Genomic DNA, 23,309 nt, shown 5'->3' with positions numbered 1-23,309 from the left:
TATCAGCCAACGTTCAGTTTTAAGGGTGCGTAAACTCAAAAAGCCTTGAGCTGCTCTGAATTCCAGCAGAGTCGAGTAGGCTAAAAATGGCTTTGCTACAGGTTCCAAAAACGCTCGTATGGGCCGATGACACAAACGTTGGATTCTGACCTGATTGTTCATTACGGACCTTGGCTGCGGTGTAAAACGCTAGCTTTTTGAGGCGCAAGCTCTTGAGTTTTCACTCGCTACCAGCAGTCGTTAAACCGCATCTATCTTGGGACAATCACCTCATCAACGTTTGATTGCGGAAGCGGACCTTGGTCCGCTGTGCAGCATCGGTCAGATTGGGCTCATTTGAAACCTTCGCTGCACCGATCGCGAACGCCCGCTCTCATTGGCGGCTTACTGAACCTTCATTGGCTGCAACATTTCGTCGGTGTCCAATTTCAGGGCGCTGCGCCACAGGGGCGTCTTGAAGACGTGGTGCACATGCTTGCCGTTGCGTTCTTCACGGGTCTGGACAAGCAACCCGGCCCATTCCAGCGGATGCAAGACACAGGATGAGAAGGCGGCCATCTCTCGCCATCCGGCATTATCCCAGTCATGCTCTTGGCCATAGAACGCCGCGAACAGTTCGCGTTCGGTGGTGCCGAGGTTGGCCTCGACATTGATCACATTCATCCAGACATCCCACTTCCCGAAGGGGCGCTCTTCAAAGCGGGCGTAGGAGGCGTGGTCGAGTTTCAGGACAAAGAACGGGATCAGCTCGGCAAATAGCTTGCCCGGCGCCTGTGCCAGATCTGCGCCGCGCTTGGTCAGCTTGAACGCGCCTTTGAAGTGCCGCCCCAGACGGAGGGTGATCAGAACGTAATGCAGCACCTCAAGCGGTGGGAACTCATATTCGTTGATGACCTTGTTATAGCGGAACATCTCCTCCGCGCTGCTGTCGGGCCAGTCAAAATGCTCAACCGCCCAGTGCACGAATACGCGCTTGAACGCCTTGGTCTTTGTCAAACCAATGGCCCCGTGCTCCTGCGCGTACTGGAGCGTCAACAGCGCCGCGCGCAGCATTGGCGAATGCGCGAGATCAGGGTGGCTATCGGAAAGGGTGCGGAACTCGATCATGGCCTGATCGTGCCACAAGGTTTTCGAGCCTGCCAGACGCAAAAAGCCCCCGCTTTTCAGGGGGGACTCGTCAAACGTTGAGGTGGCGTTGATGTAAAACTGCGCATGCTATACACAAGCGAAACGCTCAACATTTAAGTCTTTGATTTTACAAAGATATTTGGTTGCGGGAGTAGGATTTGAACCTACGACCTTCAGGTTATGAGCCCCATCTGCCGGAAGAGCAGCCATCGTTTGATTTCAATAGGTTACGCGATAACCCCTTGAAGTGTCGACGCTTTCTAACCGCATCGCGCCGCAACCAACCGCTGCGGACGGGTCCAAACGGGGAACGAGGTGGTTAAACAGGTTGACCTATTGTTGACCCGAAATCTCGCAATCGACAATTCTAAAGCCCCGGTCGACCGACGAATACCGTGCTGACCCGATCTAGGACGCTTGTGGACTGCCCCTCGGAGGCCGATCGGCAGAAGTCGAGGAGCTTTTCAGCGCGTGCTCGGATCTGGTCCAGATCGCTTGCAGGTTGCAAGTAAAACAACTCCTCGATCGACGATATGCCCAGATAGTCTGGAATGGTCCTGTCCTTGACGCTTCGGTCACTAATTGCCTGCTTGGCTTCAATCCAGGACGGATCAAGCTCCTGGGCCCACGCCTCAGCAAGTTTCTCGAGCGCGGGCAGAGTCAGATCCCCGAAGATCGATCGCCCACCATCGAGTACGGATTGACCAGACATAAACCGTGCGAGCGATGCGAGGATCGAAACCGTTCTGGCAGGCCGAATATCCCAATGCGTTAGATTGGGCAGGGTCTCAGCAAAGTTCGACAATAGCCCGGAGACCTGATCGAGCTGCGGCGCCTTAACATGCAGACCGAGCCGTTTCGTTTCATGAAATGCTTCGACAAGATGCCGCGCTGCGTCTGCTTGGTCTCCGCTGATCTCGGTCTGGTCTTCACTCTCCCTGAGGAGAAGAAGGCGGGGCGCCTGGACATGTGGATTGCGCAGATCGCCAGTGCGTCCTCCTAACATGAGAATCGTCACCGGTCTTGAAGTTGTCAGCAAACAAAGCTCTGCACCCCACAAACCTTTCGGTTTCGCGCTTCCAACGCGTCGCATGACATCGTCCGAGACCTCACGCTTCAGCGCCTCAACCTGATCGAAGTAGTTGTTCGGACGTAGTATCCGCGGCTTCTTGATTTGAGTGAGAACAAGGTCAGTCAGGTCCCCTGCCGCAAATTCCACAATCTCGGACGCCAGATCATCCGCACCGACACCCGACAAGAGAGCGATGTTTTCAACGCGGCCCCGAGCCTTTTTGTCCGACGACAGAACAAGCCCTGGCAGGTCAAATGTGAAGTAGTGGATTGTCGAATGCGGACTGTCGATCCGGTCGATACGCCCAAGCCCCTGGATCAGGCTCTTGATATCAGACGTGACACCAAGGATGCCTAGCGCTGACGCAGTCTGCAGATTGATCCCCTCCGCCATTTGGAAGGTGAGAAACATTGCGCGCTGAGCCATGGGCGCGCGTTTACTGCCATTCAGGCTGAAATATTCCTGCGCCTCTGCGCCGGATCGCAGATGGTGCAATTTCTTGCCAGTCTTGATCTTCGCTCCTGGGGCAACAACGAAGACCTCCGGCCCACGTCCACGATGCCCGCCCAAGAGGTTCGCGTAAACCTCAAGAACGCCGACGCGCTCCGCGAGAAAGATGGCATGCCCGTGTTTGCTCAAAATTTCCCGCATCTGCTCGGCGCGCGCCGTATCGATCTCATCGAGGCAGGTATGGTGCAACAGACGGCCTAAGCGGTCGCAAATCGGCGTTTCACTCGTGACTTCAGTGTCAGCGAGTTCACCTTGGAGCTCGCCCAGAGGCACGGCTAGCGGACGGCGGCTGTATCGCTCCGCCTGGCGTAGGCTTTCACCCAGGGAGCGGCGCCCTCGTTGATCTGCTTCCGTATCCCGTTCGCGCACCCACTCGATCCTAGCAAACGTGATCGACGCGCGGAGAAGTGCCAGAAAGTTGCGGATGTGAATGCGCGACTTATCGTGGAACTTGATTTCAGTCTGTGCCGCGCGCTGCGGGTCCGCTGAGACGAGGGTAACCCCAGAAGTGATCGCCTCTGCCAGCTGTTTGATCCGGGTGATGACCTTTTGTTGATCGTCCGTCAGGTCGGCGTCGCGCCGTTCACTCTTGATCGCCGGATACTTGAAGGACCCGTCGCTGCGCTGCCGACTTTCCCCGATGCAAGCGCGCTGCCGCCGCACAACGTAAGGCGCTAAGGCATCCGCCAATTCGGCCTGTAGCCTTCTAAGTTGGAGGCCCCTTCCCTCAACCGTGCGCTCTAACGTCTCGATCTTTTCCTGCAGAACGTTTTCGCTCTCGAATAGGTCGGGCTGTCGTTGTTGTTCCTCAATCTTCCGTTTCTGGGCCGCAAGTTCGGCAACAAGTGCGCCTCGTTCCCGCACGCGGCTGAAATGGACATTGATCTGTTCGGTGATCACGGGCGGAACGTAGATTGATGCACGCTTTTCATGGAAGGCTAATAGGCCGTCCAAACCTTGGTTCCCCATCAGCGTTGCCGACAGACAAGCCGTCCAGATCGCCGGTGTCCGCTCAAAGACCAGTGACCGGTTCGAAGGTGCAAGGAACCGGGAACTCAGTCTGTGGCTTTCGTCGACGATCATGCCCGCAGCCGACCGAACATCTCGATTGATGAGTTCCAACTCCTGATTTTCAGACGCCTTTGTCTTGGAAAGGTAGCTGTGTTTTATCGGTTTGAAGTTCACAGGCGCATTCGTCGTCCAGTTGCTGAACACGCTGGCTGGAATTAGGGCGATGGACCCGAGGCGGCGTTGGTCAGCACGTTCGCCCCAAGAAAAGACGGTTTGGTCGTGAGCCACAGGCAGCAACGCTGCCAAGTGCTTTCCAATATCTGTCTTGCCTGCCCCTGTTGGCGCTTCGACAAAGGCGAAGCCTTGTTCATGGATGGTTCCCGCAGCCTCGTAGATCAGGTCGGCCTGAAACTGCTGCGGCGGACGCCCGGCGGTTGTGTCTCCCGCAGCGATCCACGGCATAAAACTGGTCGCTTCGATGACCGTGCGGGCCACTGCCTCCTCCGGCGAGACGAGCCTTACAAGCGACCTCAGAATCGCGAGGGCCTCTTCCGTCCAATCCCGGCCCATCTCCCAAAAGCGCTCTGCAGCTTCGCGCCGTGCCGCGGCAAGATCGGGCGAGGCGGCTGCATCATCGACAAACTCGAGGTTCCGCCGCAAACCACCGTTCGAGAAGTTTGATGAACCCGATAGTGCATGGCCGTCCCCGATTACCAGCTTGGCATGCAACATCGGCGGCCGTCGGCCGACAACGCCTTGGGCGATATCGGGATCGAAAACTCGTAGGGCAATCGTTCCGCGCTCAATTGCCTCGATCGCCAAAACTGCGCGGAGGTCGGCCAGATCACCTACCGAAAGGCCCTGAGAGCCCAGGAAATAAGCCCGAGCCTCTTCAGCAGCCGGGCGACCTCGTGCACCAACCTGACGGCTAGAGTCAGTGTTCGTTCCGAACACCATGCGGATACTACCCGCTGGTCGATCGCCGATGCCCCCAACAGTTTCAATAAGATATGCCAGAGACGACAAGAAGTCTTGGTAACCCGTCACAATAAGACAGTCGCTCTCTCGCAGCACTTTTGTGACAAGGCTATGGACCGGACGCTTGTGATTATCTGCCCAAGTTGACTGGCTTTGACCCTCGGGCGCACCCGCAGACGAAGGCAGCGAAGCCCTTGGAAAGAACCTCGACAACAAGCCCCTTCGCTCTGGCTCCTCCAGCATTCAGGACGCTCCGCAGCTGAGTTCGAGCAGGAACTTGGCCTTTTCCAGATCCTCAGCCTTCGACAGAGTGATTTTTAGGTCACCAGTGCCAAAATGGCCGAGGTTGAGACGTACCACGATCAAACTCATTCAGCCGCCTCAAGTTTGTGGCCCAGCGCCTCGTGCAGGAGGGCTTGGAGGAGGCGGGAGCGGGTGGTGGTGGCGGTGGTGAGGCTGGATTCCAGCTGATCACAGAGCGCCATCAGGGCATCGACGCGGGCCACGATGCGGTGTTGTTCGGCTAGGGGTGGGAGGGGAATCGTTAGATTGCGAATGTTGTCGAGATTCAATCCCGGCTTGCCTGCGCCGTAAGCACGTTTGACCAGTTCTGCCCGACCGCCTGAATCAGCCAAAAGGCAATGCAGAAGCCATGGGGACAACGCGGTATCGCTGGGGCGGACTAGACCTACATGCTGACTTACATAGGCCTCGCCCAAATCTTGGTCTAACAAGGCCGGATTTGTGACGCCAGCCCCGGTAATGACAATCAGCAGATCATTCCGAACAACCTGCGTCCGGCTTCCTTCGGAGTTGGATGGCGGGTTGACGCACGCGAGATCGTCGAGGCGCAACTTACCGAAACGGATGTTTTGCGCCCGGACAAAGCCGGGGCCGGTCTTTGAATAGAACTCTCCCCATCCACGGGAGCCGCTTGTGATAACATCAGTGACTTGGCCAAGGGCAATTTCGGACCAGCCCGAAGGCCCAATCCCTTGACCCCAAACGGGGTCGCGAACTGGGTCGGCTTTCTTCGGAATTTGACCTGCCTTGACACGAAGAGCTTTGGCTTTTGCAATCCGCTTCAACAACTCCGCTGCCGGTTCGTCGGTTGGGTCTTGGGCCACCAGCTTTCCCCGCACGGCGAGGTTCAGGATGGTTTGGCGGAGGGTTTTAATTTGGGCTGCGTGGGTGGTGAGGGTGGGCAGGGAGTGCAGGGCGAAGCGAGCGTTTTGGGGGGCGGCTTCGGGCGGTTGATCGGGGTCGGTCAGGCGCGACAGGGTGGCGGTGGTCAGACGGTCGCGCACCGCCCTTTCCCCCGCCCGCGCCGCCTGCAACTGATCACACAGCGCCATAAGCTCATCCACCCGCCCCACAATCCGCCGCTGCTCGGCGAGGGGTGGGAGGGGGAAAGGCGCGACCACAGCATCTTCCGTCCGAAGGCGCGGCATCTTGGTGCCTTGGCCCAGCCGCGTCACATAATCTACGAAGTCAGGTCGGCGCAACGCCAAGGCGCAATATTCCGAGCACAGCGCCACAAACGGGCGAATGGCGACGATTTCAGTCGTCGAATATCCCTGCTGATCAGCCACGATCACCTTGTTCAGATAGGGACGTAGTTTGCCGTAAAGTATATCGTCTTTGCGAAACTCAGACTTCGTGCTTTGCGACTCGCGCTGACCCGCAAGGACCCTATCAACGAGCCTTCCGGTATCTTTTTCGAGGTCTTCAAGCTCAAGAAGCCACATTGCTTTGTCCAGCGCCTTGGGATCACGCTTGTCGCCTGCATCATAATTGAAAATCGTCCCTAGCGATGCCCAAGCCCAGTTCGCGGGCAGATCATACAACACCTCGGACATCGGCGGATTGGCGACTTTACTGGCTCTAATCTCCCCCGCCTTCACCAGCCGCGCCTTTTCCTTCGCAATCCGCTTCAACAACTCCGCCGCAGGCTCGTCGCCCGCATCCTGCGCCACTAGTTTGCCCCGCACGGCAAGGTCCAGCACAAAGCGGCGCAGGCGGGGGATGGCGTCTTCGGCCTCGGCCACCTGATCATAAAGCGCCAGCAGACGGGCGGCGGTTAGGTGCGTATCCTTCATCGCACCAGCGCCTCGGTTAGGATTGCCTTTAGCTGACCCTGCAGGGCGGCCACCTCGGCCTCGGCGCGGCCCAGATCGGCCAGCAGGGTTTCGGGGTCACCATGATCGGCGGCGACGGTGTGGGGGTTCTTGATATCAAGGTTATAGCCGCGGGCCTTAACCTCATCCGCCGTCACCTTCCACGCCTGCGGGCCTTCCACCCTGCCCGCCCGCGCGGCCCCGCCCCACCATGCGGCGCAATCATCCAGATGATCCAGCCGGATCGGTTTGGTCATCGAATAGGCCTTTTGCCCCTCGGGCACGCGGTGTTCCCAATACCAGATGTCCTGCGTGGGCGTGCCCTTTTCAAAGAACAGCAGGTTGGTGCCGATGGAGGCATAGGGTTTGAAGACCGAGTTCGGCAGCCGCACGATGGTGTGCAGGTTGCACTCCTCCATCAGGTGTTCTTTCAGGCGGGTCTTGATGCCTTCGCCAAACAGCGACCCATCGGGCAGCACCACAGCGGCGCGGCCACCCGATTTCAGAAGGCGAATGATCAGAGCCAGAAACAGATCGGCGGTTTCGCGGGTGCGGAAGGTGGGGAAGTTGCCTTCGATCCCGTCCTCTTCCTTGCCGCCAAAGGGCGGGTTGGTCAGGACGATGTCGACGCGTTCATCCTTGGTCCAGCTGACCAGCGGGCGGGCCAGGGTGTTGTCGTGGCGCACGAAATTCGGCTCCTCCACCCCGTTCAGCAGCATGTTTGTGACGCAAAGCATGTGGGGCAGCGGTTTCTTTTCCACAGCACGAAGGGAGGCCTGCATCAGCGCCTCATGCTCGGGGCGTTTGACGTAATTGTCGCGCATGTGGCGCATGGCGCAGGTCAGAAAGCCGCCGGTGCCGCAGGCGGGGTCAAACATGACCTCACCGGGCTTGGGGTCGATCTGCTGGACCATAAAGGCAGTGACGGCGCGGGGGGTGTAGTATTCGCCCGCGTTTCCGGCGTTCTGCAGGTCGTTCAGGATCTGTTCGTAGATGTCGCCGAAATGCTGGCGTTCGGTGAGGTTGTTGAAATTGACCTCGTTGATCTTGTTGATCATCTGCCGCATCAGCTGGCCGGATTTCATGTAGTTGTAGGCGTCTTCAAACACATCGCGCACCACCTTGGCGCGGGGGCCAGCGGCGGTGGGCAGGGATTTCAGTTTGGTGAAGAGGTTCAGGTTGACGAAATCCAAAAGGGCATCGCCGGTGATGCCTTCGGGATTGGCCGCCCAAGCACGCCATTGCAGATCGAGCGGGATGGGCGAGGTGTAGTTGTCTTTGGTCAGCTCAAGTTCCTGATCCTGATCGTCGATGATTTTCAGGAAGAACATCCAGCAAAGCTGGCTGATGCGCTGGGCATCACCGTCGACGCCAGTGTCCTTGCGCATAATGTCTTGGATGGATTTGACGAGGGTTCGGACGGACATTCTTTATGCGCTTTCTTCGTAGATGGCAGATTGCAGGTCGTGGACCGCCTGTTCAAAGCCCGGTTTTCCCCCGAAAGCGCGGATGAGTTCAACCACGCTTCCCATTCCGCTGAACGGAGCGATCTTCAGGACGCCGGGATCGTCGAGGTTCAAGACACCCTCGTCGGCATATTTTTCAAGCAGGGCTTCAAGCACGACCCTCGCTTGCGGCCCGTACTTTGTGAAGGCGTCGCGTTTCTTGACGCTTTCGGCCCGCTCACGCCGAGTCAGCGGTTTGGCATCAAAAGCAATGTGGCAGATGAGATCGAAAGGATCGAGATCCTTTCCAAGTTCGGCCGCGATGAAATCGATCGGCAAGCCCTCGGCTTCCAGTTCCTCAAACACAGCTTCCTTGCGCTGTTCACCATTCCAACGTTTCAGGAAGGCATCAAGACTGGTGAACTGCTTTTGCAATGCCTTACGGGTGTAGTCGCGCAAGGATTCTGTGACCAGCTTACCGTTCTCATCCAGATATTCGATCCGTTCGGCCACGATCAGGGCCCCTACCCCATCGATATAGACCTTGCGCACAGGATTGCCGCCAGTCGTGCCACCAAACGGGTCCACGGGATCAATCAGCACGGTTTCATCGCCACCGGGCTCTGGTGGCAGCGGTTCGCCATCTTCACCTGTCTGCGGCGCATCATCTGGCGGCATGATCGGATCGCCCGGGCCGGGTTGGTAAATCTGGACCGGCTCGCCATCAAACTCCGGATCGGCAAAATGACTGGTCGCGCCGCGGAAATCCATCACGGTGAAGAACAGTTTCTGGGTGTCTTCATGCACACGGGTGCCGCGGCCGATGATCTGCTTGAACTCGGTCATTGAGCCTACTTCGCGGTCAAGCACGATCAGACGACACGTCTGTGCATCTACGCCAGTGGACAGGAGGCGCGAGGTCGTAACGATCACCGGGTAGGCTGCCTCGGGGTCAATGAAGTTGCCCAGTTGATCGAGGCCCTCTTTGTCATTACCGGTGATCCGCATAACATAGCGATGGTTCTGCGCCACCAGATCGGCGTTTTCATTGATCAGCGCCTGACGCATGCGGGCAGCGTGTTCCTGGTCGACGCAGAAGACGATGGTCTTCGCCATCCGGTCGCCACTTTGCTTGAGGAACTCAGTGATTTTCTGAGCAACCAATTTGGTGCGATCGTCCAGCACCAATGTCCGGTCAAAATCCTTGGTGTTGTAGATGCGATCTTCGACCTCTTCCCCATCGCGGTCGAGCTGACCTTGGACCGGCCGGTAGCCTTGGACGTCGCGATCGATGTGGACCTTGATCACCTTGTAGGGGGCAAGAAAGCCATCGCGGATGCCTTGCTTTAAGGAGTAGCTGTAAACCGGAGCCCCAAAGTAATCGATATTTGAGGCGTATTCCGTTTCTTTTGGCGTGGCGGTCAGGCCGATCTGGGCAGCTGTAGAGAAATGCGCGAGAATTTCCCGCCAGGCGGAATCGTCCGCAGCGCTGCCACGGTGGCACTCGTCAATGACAATCAGATCAAAGAAATCCCGTGAGAACTCCTTGTAGAGCTTTTGGCTTTCTTCGGGGCCGGTGATCGCCTGATAGAGGCCGAGGTAGATTTCATAGGACGTGTCGATCCTGCGGCGCTTGTCCAGGGCCAGCGTGACGTCGGTTGAGGTGCCGTCGGCGCGTTCGATGGTTTTCGCCTGAGTGGACAGCTTAGCCATATTGCCTGCAAACGGCCGGAAATCGTTCACCATAGTCTGATCGATCAGCACGTTACGGTCTGCCAGAAACAGGATGCGCTTTTTCTGACCCGCCTTCCAAAGCCGCCAGATAATCTGAAACGCTGTGTAGGTTTTGCCGGTCCCTGTCGCCATAACGAGCAAAACCCGATCCTGCCCCTTGGCTATCGCCTCGATGGCTGCATTGACAGCGTTGATCTGATAATAGCGCGGGGCTTTGCCGCTGCCGTCGTCGAAATAATCTTGTAGGGCTACGGCTGATGCGGCGTCAGAAAGTCCTTTCCATTTTCGACATCGCGCCCAGAGTTCATCGGGCGAGGGAAACTGGTCTAGCGTTAACGATATCTCCGGCGTCGCGCTCATGCCGGTTCGGTCGTGAAAAACAAAGCCATCGCCATTTGATGAAAACACAAAAGGAATGCCGAGTGTTTCCGCATATTCCAAGCCCTGCTGCAGCCCAGCCCCGACGGCTTGAGTATTCTCTTTCGCCTCAATCAGCGCGATCGGAATGTTCGGCTTGACCGACAGAATGTAATCCGCGCGCTTGCCTTTGCCCCGACTCACCAATTTGCCACGAACAATAATCCGACCTTTTGTGAAACTGACTTCTTCGCGAATCTGGTTTATTTCGTCCCAACCCGCACTTCGCAGCGCCGGTGTGATGAACTTAGTACAGATGTCCCGCTCACTGAGCGATCGCTTTTCCATGCGGTCCTGTCCCGGTTGCGCGACGCACCGTCAGAGCGGTAAATCGGATAAATGCTTTGAATTACGAGCTTAAACGGGATTCACCGCGCTGGGCAACGCCTATCGGCGATGCCGAACGTGTTCTAATAGTGGTTACGTCAAAAACTTATGGTTGTGTGCAGGCAAAGCGTCGCAAGGCCACGGTCAGCCCACCACCACCTTCAACCTCGGCTTCAGCATTTCCCCCACCGCGTTCACCCCGGCGCGCAGTGGCGAGTCGATCAGGTGGGCATAGCGCTGGGTTGTGCCGATCTGGGTGTGGCCGAGCAGCCGTCCGATCATTTCCAGCGATGCCCCGCCGGAGACCAGCAGAGACGCAAATGTATGACGCAGATCATGAATGCGGACGTCGGGGATATCGGCCTGTGCGCGCATCCGCTCCCAGAAGCGCTTGAGATCAACCACTGGCTGGCCGGGCACATCACCGGGGAACAAGAACGGGCAGCCCTTTGGCACGGCATCGCCGCGCAGGCGGATCAAGGCCACGGCCTCATGCGAAATCGGCACACGGTGGACGCGGCGCTGTTTGGTGTAGGCGGCCTGCTTGGTCCAGATTGCCAGATCAAGGTTGAATTGGTCGAAGGTGGCGGTCCGGGCCTCGCCACAGCGCGCACCGGTCAGCATGCAGAGGCGAATGATCCCGGCGGCGCGCTGATCGGGGTCGGCGCACAGCGCCTCGGCGAGGCGCTGGATTTCGTCGAAGGAGAGAAACCGTTCGCGGGCCGTTTCAGGGCGCTTGCGGAAACTGGTGGCGGGATTGTCGGTCCGCATTTTCCACGTGACGGCCAGGCTGAACATCTTGCGCAACACTTCGCCCACACGATTTGCCCGCACCGGGGTTGGCTTGAAGGTTTTCGCCACAGGCTTTAGTTTTGGCCGAATTGTTTTGGAGGCAAGGTGCGCCTTGACCGGTTTGACAGACTTCTTCCAGACCCGAGGCCGCCCTGCCGCAATCTTGGTCAGCAGCCGGTCGACATCGGTCGCCGTGATGTCCGTAACTTTGCGCGATCGCCAGTCCGGCAAGACCAACGTCTTGAGCATGCTGGCCTGATCTTTGCTGCTGGAAGCCGACAGCTTCGGCAGATGTTCGTCGATATACCGCTCAATCAGTTCTTCAACGATGGGCGCGTGCCGGGCGTTGGTCCGCGTATCCATCGGGTCCTCCCCGCGATCAATATCGCGCTTCAGGCGCTTTGCCTCGTCCCGGGCGGCAGTCACCGACCAGCTCGGCCATGTGCCGATCGTCATGCGCCGCTGCCGCCCGGCGGCGCGGTAAATCAGGATGAAGGTCTTGCGGCCGGACAAGAACACGCACAGGCCAAAGCCTGCGCAGCCCTCGTCAAAGATCACATACTTCCGGGTTCCAATTTCGGCAGCCTTTACAACACGTTCCGTCAAATGCGTTCCCATGATGGTCCTCCTTTTCACACCGACTGAGCGTAGAGAATCGGCAAAGAGCAACCTGCACTTTGAAGGGCTCCGGCAGAGAGGCGGAAACCGGCAGAAACAAACCGGCAATTCTGCCGGTCGTTTTGCGGTGTCGGCAGCATCAAGCTTAGCTGGGGTTCAGTTCCTGCCAGATAGCCTTGATCCGGCGGCGGATCGTGCTCTCGTCTGGCGCCTCGCCATCGGCTGAGTTGGCGATGAACCATTCCTGCATTTCAAGAACTAAGTCACGCTGTTGCAATGGAAATCCGCCAGTATAGATGCGTTTGAACAGGGCCATGTGAAAGCCTTCCCAGTCGTATCGCCCCGGTGCGCCTGGCCCTGCGTGGCGGGTCCGACCGATCCCATTTACATCCTCAAACCGGTCGATTTCGCGGGCGGTGATCATGATGTCCGCCGCAGTCAACCGCACACCGCAGGCTGGATCGGTGATTAGTTTGAGCGCGTCAGAGCCGACCGGACGCGCCTGCTTGATGAAGACCTTCTTTGCCGCTTTGCCGAATGGACGGAACAATGGCCGCACGTCCGAGGCAGACACAACCAGCAGCCCGGCGGCCGGTTCGTCCCCGAAAAGGATAGGCGAAAATCCTGCCACGAGATCAAGCTCACCTGAGATGGCCCAGTTCACCACCTCGGTCTGGCTGCAGCCCCACCGCCCTGCAACATCAAGAATCGAATAGAAGTACTGCGCCGGAAACGCCATGCCTGCCTCCTGTTGTGACCCCCAATATGATCGTGGCTGCGCAACGCACGAAGCCTGCCCCCAACCTGTCAGCGGGGGTGATCATTTGGCGATTCTGGTTGTGAACTGCTCGCCCCCAAGTTGTCAGAGTTCCATGTTTGTTCAAAATGAAATCCGAAGGCGCCGCTCCGAAAACGGTGGATAAAATGACCGGCAGAATTGCCGGTTTGTTTCTGCCGGTTTCTGCCTCTTTGCCGGTGCCCTGCCCGTGCTTGTCTCTCAGAACCGATTTTAGCGCCCCGATCAGGGGGCGTCGGTGATGGAGAAAAGACATGAAGAACATTGGCTTGAAGGACGCAGACTCAGCTGCACCTTACATCGACACCGGCTTGTTAACCGGCTGGCTGAACCGCACGGACCTTGCCCGCGAACTGACCCTGTCGGTCGATACGCTGCAGCGATGGGAGACCCGCCGCATAGGCCCGCCCTGCGTCCGGGTGGGGCGCAAAGTACTTTACCGCATGGAGGCCGTCAGGGACTGGCTGCGCGATCAGGAGGCCCGCAAGGCCGGTGTCAGTCGCGCTGTCGCCGGTCGGCGTTGAGGGGGTGATCATGGCTCAGATCATCCCTATCGGCACGATCCCCGTCACCGCCCTGATCGCCGAGGCCCAGCGCGAGTTGGACATGCGCAGGCAGGTCTACTGGGCCAGCGTCCGGGCAGGCACAATGCGCCAGGCTGACGCCGACAAGCGGATCGCCCTGATGGCGGCCATCGTGAAACGCCTCACGGTGACGGCCGCGCTATGAGCGTTCAGGCGATCACCTGGGCGCTGGACTATGCCGCGGGCAGCGTCACCGAGAAGGTGCTGCTCCTCGTGCTGGCCAACTATGCCAATGAGTTCGGCGTCAGTTGGCCGTCGCAGAAAACCCTCGCCGATCAGACCGCGCTGGGCGAGCGCACGGTGCGTCGGGTGCTGGCCGACATGGAGCGGCGCGGCGTGATCCGGCGTATCGTCCGCCGCCGCGGCAACGGCAGCCGCCAGTCAGACATGATCCTGCTTGCGGCTTTTGATGGGCGCAAACCGGCCCCTCCCGGCATGCTGGATGACGGTCCAGATGGCGCCGAAATCGACGCTTCGGACCAACCGGCCAACGGCGACAACCGGCCAACGCGGCCGCTTGACAACCGGCCACCAGACCCGGACCCCCCGGCCACAGTGGCCGCCCTTGATACTTCAAAGATACTAAAAAGAACTACTACTGCGCGTGACGTGCCCGCGAGGGTATCTTCCGAACCCGTCTCTGACCAAGGCGCCGCTCCCGCAGCTGATGCGGAGGCCGCCTGCCTTGCGGCCTGCGGCCCGGGGCTCAGCGCCTCGGCCAGGATTGCCATTGTCACCACCCGACCGGTGATCGCAGATTGGCTGGCAGCAGGCTACGACCTTACCGCCGACATCCTGCCCACGCTTGCCGACCGAACCAAGCAGGCACGCACCGACCCAATCCGGACATGGTCGTATTTCACCCAGGCCATCGCAAAGTGCCACGCCCAGAGGATAGCGCTGGCGGCGAGGGCGAAAAGTGCTGGGGAAACTGGAACGGTGGCCACGGCCAGCGCTCCAATCAATCCGCAAGACGTGCTGAAGCGAACAGCCGAGTGGCTCAACTCCGGCCGCTTCGTCCCGCCCAGTGCTGTGAACAACACAACCCGGGACGCCCTGCTGCAGGCGGGGCTGGTGACCGAAGCCACGCTGCGCGCCCACCAAATTTACTGACCAGATTGGAAACCCTGATGCCCATCACACCCCGCGAAATCGAAGATCAGTTTGAGGATGCCGCCCTCACCCTGCGCCGCCTGCCGAACCCGCCCGGCTCTGGCTCCAAGGGCTACGGGCAGTCCTGGCCGGAATATGTCCACGATGCAAAGCAGGCCTACGGCTACGACGAGGTGCGGATGCGTGTGGTGCCCAGCGCCCGCGATATCCAGCGGATGGAGGATTGCATCGGCTGGCTGGCCTGGCTTGACCCTGAGGATGCGCGGATCGTCTGGCTGCGGGCGGAAGGCGTGCGGTGGCGGCAGGTCTGCATACGCGCTGGAGTGGTGCGATCGACCGCGTGGCGACGTTGGGCGGCGTCGCTCCTCACCATCGCCAAGCATCTGAACACGCTTGAGAAATCAGGCCGCAAGGCGAGCGCGCCAAAAAGAGCGGCGGATAAGAACGTGGTCAAACCGGACGAAACCGGGTCGGGCACGTTGTTATGACGGGAAAACTTGTCGAACTTCGGGCGCGACAGATGCAACACTTTCAGGGCATATATTCCCTATGCTCGGAAGACTTGTGCGGATCGGTTGTCCCGCTCCGGATCGCGCCCCGCGCCCCTCGCGATGCCCCCCCGGCCCCCGGTTCCACCCGGGCCTGAGGTGTATGCGGGGGGCAGAGGCGCGGTAAGTCTCTAGCGTCAAACATTTTTTCTGGGTTCGCGCCTTGGGTGCGCACTCTTGGGTTCGCAGGTACGCACGCACCCACCGATCGCCGTTTCTGCCTCCCTGCCCTGCCTCAACTGGCCCGGTGTTCATCACCGGGCCTTTTCCTTTTCCGGAGATCATTCCCTTGCAGATCGACATGATGAAAACCGCCCGGCTGGTGCCCTACATCCGCAACGCCCGCACCCATTCCGCCGATCAGGTGGCGCAGATCGCGGCCTCGATCGCCGAGTTCGGGTTCACCAACCCGATCCTGATCGGCGAGGACGACGTGATCATCGCCGGGCACGGGCGGTTGATGGCAGCGCAAACTCTCGGCCTGGCGCAGGTGCCGGTGATCGTTCTGGACCATCTGTCCGAGGCCCAGCGTCGGGCCCTGATCCTCGCGGACAACCGGATTGCTGAAAACGCTGGGTGGGACAACGCGATGCTGGCCTCGGAACTGGCCGCGCTGCGCGATGAAAACTTCGATCTGGACATGATCGGCTTCGACGAGGCTGAACTCGACGAATTGCTTGCGGGGTTTGAATTCGGTGATGCGGGCGCGCTGGGCGTCGAGGGGCAAGGCGGCGGCATGGTGGGCGCAGGATCAGAACCCGTCCCGTCTTCGTCCGGCAGCCTGGCCGCGCGTTTTGGTATCCCGCCCTTCTCGATCCTCGATGCCCGCAAAGGCTGGTGGCAGGATCGCAAGCGGGCCTGGCTGGATATGGGCATCCGCTCAGAACTCGGCCGCGGCGAGGGCGATCGCGCCTGCCCGGGCGGCAGTCCGATGCCCGGCAACGGATCGCGCAAGGATTACAAACCCGGCGCTGCCAAAGCGTTCAACGATGGGGCGGTCCTCGGCGGCGGTGGCCTGGCCGATCAGGTCGCCAAGGCCGCCACCGCCCGCCGCCAGAAAAAGGAGGCTTCACATGGCTAAATCCCTCGCCCGCACCTTCGGCCAGGACCTGATGCGCGGCGAGCATGTGGTTGGGGCCGACAAAACCAACGGCGGCGTGCTGATGCCGTCGCATTCGTCGGGCGATCCCAGCTTCTATGCCAAGAAGCGCGCCAAGGAGGCCGAACTGGGCCACGAGTTGACCACCGAAGCCTTCCTCGCCGATCATTACCAAGCCTCGGACGCCGCAACCGCCTCAGGCACTTCGATCTTCGATCCCGTCCTTTGCGAAATCGCCTATCGCTGGTTCTGCCCACAGGGCGGCACAGTGCTTGATCCCTTCGCGGGCGGCTCGGTTCGCGGCATTGTCGCCTCCCAGCTGGGCCGGGCTTATGTCGGGATCGAACTCCGGGCCGAACAGGTCGCCGCCAATCAGGCACAGGCGGCGCTGGGCGCAGGCCCGGCTCCGCAGTGGATCACCGGCGACAGCCGGGATATCGCCGAGCTGGCGAAAGACGTGGATGCCGATCTGATCTTCAGCTGCCCACCCTATTGGAACCTCGAGGTCTATTCCGACGATCCGGCCGATCTGTCTACGCTGGGCAAGGACGCCTTCTTCGACGCCTACGCCCGGATCATCGCTGGGGTCGTCTCCCGGCTGCGCGACGATCGGTTTGCCGTCTGGGTAATTGGCGATGTGCGCGACGCGGGCGGATTCTTCGTCAACCTGCCTGGCAAAACGGTCGAAGCTTTTGAGGCCGCAGGTGCCCGGTTCTACAACGACGCGATCCTTGTCACCGCCGTCGGATCGCTGCCGATCCGCGCAGGGCGGCAATTCGAGGCGTCACGCAAGCTCGGCCGCACCCATCAGAACGTGCTGGTGTTCTGCAAGGGCGACCCCAAGCGCGCCACCGAAGCCATCGGTCGGGTGGAGTTCGGCGAGATCGACGAGGCCGATGGCACCAGCGACGAGGCACCCCAAGAATGACCGTCCCGATCGTGCAAACCCATTCGGGGATCTGGGTCGTCCGTGATGACCTACATCCCGGCGGAACCAAGGCCCGCTTCATCGGGCAAGTGTTCGACGGGGTGCAAGAGGCTGTCTATGCCAGCCCGCCCGAAGGCGGCGCGCAAACCGCCCTGGCACATGTCGCCAGGGCGCTGGGCAAGAAGGCCACGATCTTTGTCGCACAGCGCGCGAAACCACATGCCCGGACGCTGGAAGCGGCACGATTGGGGGCGAAGGTGGTCCCGGTGTCGCCCGGATATCTCACCGTCGTACAAAGCCGGGCACGCCAGTACTGCCGCGACGGCGGGGCATCGCTGATCCCCTTCGGCGCTGACATCTCCGGCGCGACCGAAGCCATCGCGGTGGCCGCACTGGCCACAGGGCTTGAACCGGACGAGGTCTGGTGCGCAGCAGGATCGGGCGTTCTTGCACGAGGGTTGGCATTGGCCTGGCCGAAAGCCAAAAGGCATGTTGTGCAGATTGGGCGGGAACTGGCACCGAAGGATGTCGCCGCGGCTCGCATCCACGTTTATCCCAGAGCTTTCGGTCAGGTGGCGATAATGGGTGCACCCTTCCCCGCAGACCCTCACTATGATGCGAAGGCATGGGAGTTGTGCCTGGCGATGCGCGGGCCGGGACTGGTGTTGTTCTGGAATGTGGCGCCATTGCCGAAGCCATAAGGTTGACTTCATTCGTTCGAAGATGTGAACTGAAATCAGTGAAGCTGTAATTTACGAAAGGAAGCGCAAATGGTTCCGGGCGAGCTTACAGCAAGCGAAATTTTATTTTTAAACCGGCATGGCTTTTTGGACGATGAAATATACGATGCAAGGTTTGAAACTTCCGCAGTTTGGAAAGACAAAGCGAGGCAACTTGGCTTCGATCTTGTACTTGGCAGTCCCTGTCAGAAATCGGGACACAGGATACGGACAAGGGCTGGCCACTGTGTCCAATGTGATCCGAAAAAAATAGCCTTTGTTACCCGACACAATCGACCGGGCTTTGTATATGTAGCTGCATCACGGCACGGAAAAATATTAAAAATTGGCAATGCAGTCGACACCGATCAGCGCGAGAGAAACCTATGCAATCATCAATATGGTAGTTTCTCGGACTGGATCATAATTGCGAGCGCCAGAGTCGACAATCGCGGTCAAACAGAGCAGGCGGCACTTAGAGCGATGAGTCATCGCATGATCGAAAAGACCTACCACAAAGACGGGAAAAATCAGGTAGCACGCGAGTTGATACAAGCTCCCTTGAATGAAGTGCTTTCAGCTTTCGCCTTAGCAATAAAGACCGATAACCCCCAACAAATGTGGAAACATCAACGTCTAGCAGATTTCAATTACCTCATCTGATTCGATCTAAGAACCGTATCAATAAAAAAGATCGGCTAAACTAAGTCGATCAAACGCCGCTCTCATCGCCGGATCAAACCCCGGATCGATCCGCCCCGGACCATATCCGTTGGCCCGGTTCCAGGCATCTATCTCCCGCAGTTCGGCGGCAAACTCCTCAGGCGACGCGGCCTCCTTCAAAGTCGTGTCGCCCTCACAATAGCTGAAGATCATCAGCCGCGTCGGATTGGCCCAAGTACCGAAATACGACGCGTCCTGTGCCGTGTCGACCTGCGCCCAGCCCTTCTCATAGCTGCAAAGCCCAAAATCATATACATACCGGTCGCCCGGGCAGAACTCGCGGGTGATCTTCATGCCGCCACCTGCGTGCGGGCCAAGATGGCTATCACACAAAGGTCGCGGTAGCGCGCGATGGCCTTGGGACTGGACGACACCGGATTGATCTCGAAGGCCTGCAGCGCGGCGATGTCGCCCGCCTCGGCCAAGGCCACGATCTGGGCCAATTTGGCGCGGAACCGGGCGTGCGTCGGTTTGGAGAAATCCGGCGCGGGCGGCAGTGCGCCGGTATGCGCCTGATTGAGGATGGCTTGGCGCTTGCCAGAGGCCGGTGCGGTTGTGGTTTTCGGTTCGTCGACAGGCGCAGCCTCGTTCGCTGGTTCGGTGTTGCCGTAGTCCAGCACCAAGGTCAGCCGGGCCTCGGCCTGCTCGGCAGTGGCGGCAGTCATGATCGAGGTAAAGGCAAGGCCCGCGCGGTCGTTGCCGATCTGCGCCGCCAGCAAGCGGGCAAGGCTGTCGCCCGCCTTCTTAGTGCTGACGCTGGGTTCGATCTGGCTTTCGGAAAGGCGCTGGGCCAGCATGTCGATCTGCGCGGCGGTGAGGGCTTTGGTTTTCATGGTAAGGTTCCTTCAGGCGTTGGTGATGTGGGCGGAATGGCCAAGGGTCGTGACCGCGTAGATCATGGTGCGGCCGTCGCCGATCGTGGCGCCAAAGGCCTGTGCCTCGGGCAGCGTCGCGAATTGCTCGCGCGTGCGGGTGGTGGGCGTGCGGCCACGGGCGGCAACAAAGTGGGCGGCGTTCTTCAGGCAGAATTCTTCGTGTGTTGTCAGAGGCTTCATGGCGATCTCCGTTGCGTTGCGATGGCTGCAGACAGCGGTTGATTTCAAAAGAGAGCAACTCCTAAGTCACTGAATAAATGAGGTTTCGATCAGAATGGGAGTGTCTCGCCGAAGCTATGCAGCACAGCGCGGCGTCTCAGAGGCGGCGGTGCGCAAAGCCATCGCCACGGGGCGGATCACGACCTTGCCGGACGGCACGATCGATCCAGATCGCGCCGATGCCGAATGGGGCGCCCAGACCGATCCGGCCAAGCAACGCGGCCAGCACGCCCGCCAGATGGGCGCGGAAACGGCAGCAGGAACGGCGCGGGCAACCGCGACCAAACCGGTGCCGCAGGCGGCCCTAAAAGCGGTGGCCGATACGCTACGCGATGCGGGCACTGATCCAGGCGGCGCTGAGGCCAGCGGCGGGGAGGTGTCGTTCCTGCGCGCCCGGATGGCGAATGAGGTTCTGAAGGCCCAGACCGCCAAGGTGCGGCTGGAAAAGATGAAGGCCGAGGTGATTGATCGCGCTCGGGCAACGGCGATGGTGTTCGATCTGGCACGGCGCGAACGCGATGCCTGGCTGAACTGGCCGCCCCGGGTCGCGGCGAACATGGCGGCAGAATTGGGCGTCGATGCACACCGGATGGAGCAGGTTTTGGACACATATCTGCGCGCCCATCTGGCTGAAATGGCGGAGGTCAAGATTGAGCTCCGCTGAAGCGTTTGAAGGCGCGGAAGAGGTCCGACGCGCCTGGATGGCCGGTCTGGCGCCCGATCCGTCGCTGACCGTGTCGCAATGGGCAGACCGGCACCGGGTGCTTTCGTCCCGGGCGGCGTCGGAAGCCGGGCCCTATCGCACCGCGCGCACGCCTTACATGAAGGCGGTGATGGATGCGCTGTCGCCGCGCCACCCTGCGCAACGGGTGGTGTTCATGAAGGCAGCTCAGGTTGGGGCCACGGAGGCCGGGAACAACTGGATTGGTTTTTGCATGCACCGTGCCCCGGGGCCCTTCCTTGCGGTGCAACCGACGGTCGATCTGGCGAAACGCCTGTCGCAGCAGCGGATCGATCCGCTGATTGAGGAAAGCCCTGATTTGCGGGCGCTGGTCCTGCCGTCGCGGTCGCGGGATGCCGGGAATACCATTCTCGGCAAGCGATTTCCCGGCGGGCAGTTGATCCTGACCGGTGCGAACTCTGCCGTGGGCTTGCGATCAATGCCTGCGCGCTGGGTGTTTCTGGACGAGGTCGATGCCTATCCGGGCGATGTCGACGGCGAAGGTGACCCGATCGCCCTGGCCGAGGCCCGGACCATCAGCTTCGGGCATCGCAGCAAGGTGTTTCTGGCCTCAACCCCGACCTTGAAAGGCTTGAGCCGGATTGAGAGGGAATGGGAATTGTCCGACCAGCAGCGCTATCACGTGCCCTGTCCGCATTGCGGTGGGCTGCAATGGTTGCAATTTGAGCGGCTGCGCTGGGAGCCGGGCAAGGCCGAGACGGCGCAGTATCTGTGCGAACATTGCGACGCCCCGATCGCGGAGCGGCACAAGACATGGATGATGGCAGAGGAGAACGGCGCGGGCTGGATGGCGACCGCTGCGCCCGACGTACAGGCGGCAGCAAAGGCGGCGGGCGTGGTTGGGTATCACATTTCTGGGCTCTATTCGCCGCTCGGGTGGTTGTCCTGGGAGGAGATCGCCCGCGGATGGGAAGGCGCGCTGGGCAATGATGCTGCGCTAAAGACGCTGAAGAACACGATCCTTGGCGAGACGTGGCAGGAACGCGGCGAAGCGCCGGATTGGCAGCGGCTCTATGAACGGCGCGCTGATTGGCAGCTTGGGATCGCGCCGGAAGGTGTGTTGCTCCTAACCGCCGGGGCGGATGTGCAGCGCGACAGGGTCGAGGTCGATGTCTGGGGTTGGGGCCGCAATCTGCGCTCCTGGCTGGTCGATCATGTTGTTTTGGAAGGCGACACGGCGCGGCCGGAGGTTTGGGCGCAATTGTCCGAGTTTCTGAGCCAGACATGGGAGCACGCTGCGGGCTGCCGAATGGCGCTAGCGCGCATGGCAATCGACTCCGGCGACGGGGTCACCACCGACGCCGTCTATTCATGGGTCCGATCGGCCGGGCGCGGACAGGTCATCGCCATCAAAGGCGTGGCAGGGTTTGACCGCAGCACGCCAGTGGATGGTCCGACCTATGTCGAAGTGACCGAGGCCGGGCGCAAACTGCGGCGCGGGGTGCAGCTATGGAAAGTGGCCGGGGCGGTGTTCAAGTCGGAAACCTACCGGTTCCTGCGCCTGATCGCCCCAACAGATGAGGAACTAGCCGAGGGGGCCGAATGGCCGCACGGTTTTGTGCACATTCCCAAGGGCACCACGGCGGAGTGGATGAAGCAGCTCACCGCCGAGCAGCTGATGACAATCAAGACCCGGCAAGGGTTTCAGAAGCTGGAATGGCAGCAGACCCGCGAGCGCAACGAGGCGCTGGATTGCAGGGTTTATGCCCGCGCTGCCGCCTGGCTGATGGGGATCGACCGCTGGGACAACCTGCGCTGGGAGCAGCTGGAAGCCCAGATGACCACCGGAACGGCTGAAGCGCTGCCAGCCGGTCAACCCAACCGACCCGCGCCCACAACACAGACGAAACGCCCCGCCCCGTGGATGGGCCCAAGAAAGAAATGGTTCTGAAATGGCTTGGACGCAAAGTGAACTGGATGCATTGAAGCGAGCCTATGCCGCAGGCACCCTGCGCGTGACCTCGGACGGCCGGACTGTGGAATATGGCAATGCCGCCGATCTGCTGTCGCGGATGCGCATCATCGAGTCAGAAATGGCACAGGCCGGTGGATCGCCCTTACCGGTCGCAGGCTTCGCCAGTTTCCGTCGGGGTGAGCGGTGACCAAAACTCCGCCCACGATCCGTTGGGGCCTGATTGATCGGGCGGTGGCGCTGATCTCGCCGCAGGCTGCCTCGCAACGCTATGCGGCCCGTATCGCGCTGGGCAATCTGCGGCGCGCCTATGACGGGTCAGCCAAAGGGCGCGGAACGGACGGTTGGACCACCAGTGGCAAGGCGGCTGATGCCGAAATCGGTATGGCCGCGCCGGTCCTGCGCGACCGGATGCGGGATCTGGTGCGCAACAATCCGATGGCAGCCAAGGCGGTCTCGGTGCTGGTCAACAGCCTCGTCGGAACCGGCATTCGGCCCCGCGCGGCCAGCGCAGACAAGGCCCTGAACAAGCTGGTCGACAACCTTTGGGCGCGCTGGGCTGTTAATTTCCACGCAAATGTGAGCCGGGTTTTCCATCGAGAAGTGAGCCACCTTTAGGTTATGTTCCGCGAGTTATGCTGGCGTCAAGACAATGCTGGGCTCCTTCCTTTTTCGGGCCGCAGCGGCTGAGCTTGCCTTGAAGCGGAAGCTGTCGTTTCCGGTCTCCAAGATGTGGCAGCGGTGGGTCAGTCGGTCGAGCAGAGCGGTGGTCATTTTGGCATCGCCGAAGACGGTGGCCCATTCGCTGAAGCTGAGGTTTGTGGTGATCACGACGCTGGTGCGCTCGTAAAGCTTGCTCAACAGATGGAAGAGCAGCGCCCCGCCTGATGCGCTGAACGGCA

24 protein-coding genes are annotated in these 23,309 nt (G+C 60.2%); 12 read left to right on the top strand and 12 right to left on the bottom strand.

What is annotated here, in order from left to right; genetic code table 11:
• Positions 1-384: 384 nt before the first annotated feature.
• The 8 genes from BMY36_RS16245 to BMY36_RS16215 form a co-directional block, all read right to left on the bottom strand.
• On the bottom strand, positions 385-1,107 hold the full coding sequence (locus BMY36_RS16245) for a hypothetical protein (protein ID WP_050520799.1): 723 nt from the start codon (positions 1,105-1,107) through the stop codon (positions 385-387).
• 388 nt (positions 1,108-1,495) lie between these two features.
• Positions 1,496-4,768, bottom strand: a complete 3,273-nt coding sequence (locus tag BMY36_RS16240) for a hypothetical protein (protein WP_244888689.1) — start codon at positions 4,766-4,768, stop codon at positions 1,496-1,498.
• A gap of 174 nt (positions 4,769-4,942) precedes the next feature.
• Positions 4,943-5,071, bottom strand: a complete 129-nt coding sequence (locus BMY36_RS20825; protein ID WP_269430853.1) for a hypothetical protein — start codon at positions 5,069-5,071, stop codon at positions 4,943-4,945.
• Positions 5,068-6,798, bottom strand: coding sequence for a restriction endonuclease subunit S (locus BMY36_RS16235; protein WP_050520781.1), 1,731 nt, complete (start codon positions 6,796-6,798; stop codon positions 5,068-5,070). The genes BMY36_RS20825 and BMY36_RS16235 overlap by 4 nt, the downstream gene beginning before the upstream one ends.
• Positions 6,795-8,243: a class I SAM-dependent DNA methyltransferase gene (locus BMY36_RS16230; RefSeq protein WP_050520782.1), complete on the bottom strand. Its 1,449-nt coding sequence runs from the start codon at positions 8,241-8,243 to the stop codon at positions 6,795-6,797. The genes BMY36_RS16235 and BMY36_RS16230 overlap by 4 nt, the downstream gene beginning before the upstream one ends.
• A gap of 3 nt (positions 8,244-8,246) precedes the next feature.
• The gene (gene hsdR, locus BMY36_RS16225) at positions 8,247-10,700 is read right to left on the bottom strand and encodes an EcoAI/FtnUII family type I restriction enzme subunit R (RefSeq protein WP_050520783.1); all 2,454 of its coding nucleotides are present in this window, start codon (positions 10,698-10,700) and stop codon (positions 8,247-8,249) included.
• A gap of 183 nt (positions 10,701-10,883) precedes the next feature.
• Positions 10,884-12,149 (bottom strand): tyrosine-type recombinase/integrase, encoded by a 1,266-nt coding sequence (locus BMY36_RS16220; protein WP_050520784.1) that lies wholly within the window; start codon positions 12,147-12,149, stop codon positions 10,884-10,886.
• Between the two features lie 145 nt (positions 12,150-12,294).
• Positions 12,295-12,888: a hypothetical protein gene (locus tag BMY36_RS16215; RefSeq protein ID WP_050520785.1), complete on the bottom strand. Its 594-nt coding sequence runs from the start codon at positions 12,886-12,888 to the stop codon at positions 12,295-12,297.
• A 311-nt stretch (positions 12,889-13,199) separates the two neighbouring features.
• Between BMY36_RS16215 and BMY36_RS16210 the strand changes: the two genes are divergently transcribed.
• The 8 genes from BMY36_RS16210 (at position 13,200) to BMY36_RS16175 (ending at position 18,599) form a co-directional block, all read left to right on the top strand.
• A complete protein-coding gene (locus BMY36_RS16210; RefSeq protein WP_050520786.1) occupies positions 13,200-13,469 on the top strand; it encodes a helix-turn-helix transcriptional regulator in 270 nt (89 codons plus the stop codon).
• Positions 13,470-13,479: 10 nt separating this feature from the next.
• Positions 13,480-13,674, top strand: a complete 195-nt coding sequence (locus BMY36_RS16205) for a hypothetical protein (protein ID WP_139194098.1) — start codon at positions 13,480-13,482, stop codon at positions 13,672-13,674.
• Entirely contained in the window at positions 13,671-14,642 is a 972-nt protein-coding gene (locus BMY36_RS16200; protein ID WP_050520788.1) for a helix-turn-helix domain-containing protein, read from the top strand. The genes BMY36_RS16205 and BMY36_RS16200 overlap by 4 nt, the downstream gene beginning before the upstream one ends.
• Positions 14,643-14,659: 17 nt before the next feature.
• Positions 14,660-15,130 (top strand): DUF6362 family protein, encoded by a 471-nt coding sequence (locus BMY36_RS16195; RefSeq protein ID WP_074818897.1) that lies wholly within the window; start codon positions 14,660-14,662, stop codon positions 15,128-15,130.
• Positions 15,131-15,437: 307 nt separating this feature from the next.
• Entirely contained in the window at positions 15,438-16,271 is an 834-nt protein-coding gene (locus tag BMY36_RS19270) for a ParB/Srx family N-terminal domain-containing protein (protein WP_244888688.1), read from the top strand.
• Entirely contained in the window at positions 16,264-17,217 is a 954-nt protein-coding gene (locus BMY36_RS16185; RefSeq protein ID WP_050520790.1) for a DNA methyltransferase, read from the top strand. Before BMY36_RS19270 ends, BMY36_RS16185 begins: the two co-directional genes overlap by 8 nt.
• Positions 17,214-17,918 (top strand): pyridoxal-phosphate dependent enzyme, encoded by a 705-nt coding sequence (locus tag BMY36_RS16180; protein WP_050520791.1) that lies wholly within the window; start codon positions 17,214-17,216, stop codon positions 17,916-17,918. The genes BMY36_RS16185 and BMY36_RS16180 overlap by 4 nt, the downstream gene beginning before the upstream one ends.
• 69 nt (positions 17,919-17,987) lie before the next feature.
• Positions 17,988-18,599, top strand: a complete 612-nt coding sequence (locus BMY36_RS16175) for a GIY-YIG nuclease family protein (RefSeq protein ID WP_074818896.1) — start codon at positions 17,988-17,990, stop codon at positions 18,597-18,599.
• An 18-nt stretch (positions 18,600-18,617) separates the two neighbouring features.
• Here BMY36_RS16175 and BMY36_RS16170 read toward each other — a convergent pair whose 3' ends face one another.
• Genes BMY36_RS16170 through BMY36_RS16160 form a run of 3 tightly spaced genes read right to left on the bottom strand, consistent with a single transcriptional unit; the run spans position 18,618 to position 19,714 of the window.
• Positions 18,618-18,953, bottom strand: a complete 336-nt coding sequence (locus BMY36_RS16170) for a hypothetical protein (RefSeq protein ID WP_050520793.1) — start codon at positions 18,951-18,953, stop codon at positions 18,618-18,620.
• Positions 18,950-19,492: a hypothetical protein gene (locus BMY36_RS16165; protein ID WP_050520794.1), complete on the bottom strand. Its 543-nt coding sequence runs from the start codon at positions 19,490-19,492 to the stop codon at positions 18,950-18,952. Before BMY36_RS16165 ends, BMY36_RS16170 begins: the two co-directional genes overlap by 4 nt.
• A 12-nt stretch (positions 19,493-19,504) precedes the next feature.
• Positions 19,505-19,714, bottom strand: a complete 210-nt coding sequence (locus tag BMY36_RS16160; protein WP_050520795.1) for a hypothetical protein — start codon at positions 19,712-19,714, stop codon at positions 19,505-19,507.
• Positions 19,715-19,808: 94 nt separating this feature from the next.
• Here BMY36_RS16160 and BMY36_RS16155 point away from each other — a divergent pair, with 94 nt between their 5' ends.
• Genes BMY36_RS16155 through BMY36_RS16140 form a run of 4 tightly spaced genes read left to right on the top strand, consistent with a single transcriptional unit; the run spans position 19,809 to position 23,025 of the window.
• Positions 19,809-20,417, top strand: coding sequence for a hypothetical protein (locus tag BMY36_RS16155; RefSeq protein WP_050520796.1), 609 nt, complete (start codon positions 19,809-19,811; stop codon positions 20,415-20,417).
• Entirely contained in the window at positions 20,404-22,386 is a 1,983-nt protein-coding gene (locus tag BMY36_RS16150; protein WP_414811690.1) for a phage terminase large subunit family protein, read from the top strand. Before BMY36_RS16155 ends, BMY36_RS16150 begins: the two co-directional genes overlap by 14 nt.
• 1 nt (position 22,387) lies before the next feature.
• Positions 22,388-22,597, top strand: coding sequence for a phage head-tail joining protein (locus BMY36_RS16145; protein WP_050520797.1), 210 nt, complete (start codon positions 22,388-22,390; stop codon positions 22,595-22,597).
• Positions 22,594-23,025 (top strand): phage portal protein, encoded by a 432-nt coding sequence (locus BMY36_RS16140; protein WP_050520798.1) that lies wholly within the window; start codon positions 22,594-22,596, stop codon positions 23,023-23,025. The genes BMY36_RS16145 and BMY36_RS16140 overlap by 4 nt, the downstream gene beginning before the upstream one ends.
• A gap of 15 nt (positions 23,026-23,040) precedes the next feature.
• On the opposite strand, the gene BMY36_RS16135 is transcribed toward BMY36_RS16140, so the two are convergent.
• On the bottom strand, positions 23,041-23,309 hold a 269-nt coding region (locus tag BMY36_RS16135; protein WP_175469301.1), incomplete at its 5' end, for an ATP-binding protein.

The sequence above is a fragment of the Pseudorhodobacter antarcticus genome (genome assembly GCF_900110135.1).
In the GTDB taxonomy this organism is placed as follows: Bacteria; Pseudomonadota; Alphaproteobacteria; order Rhodobacterales; family Rhodobacteraceae; genus Pseudorhodobacter; species Pseudorhodobacter antarcticus.
The sequence above is the reverse complement of the archived record's forward strand: the minus strand, read 5'-3'. Positions and strand labels throughout refer to the sequence as shown.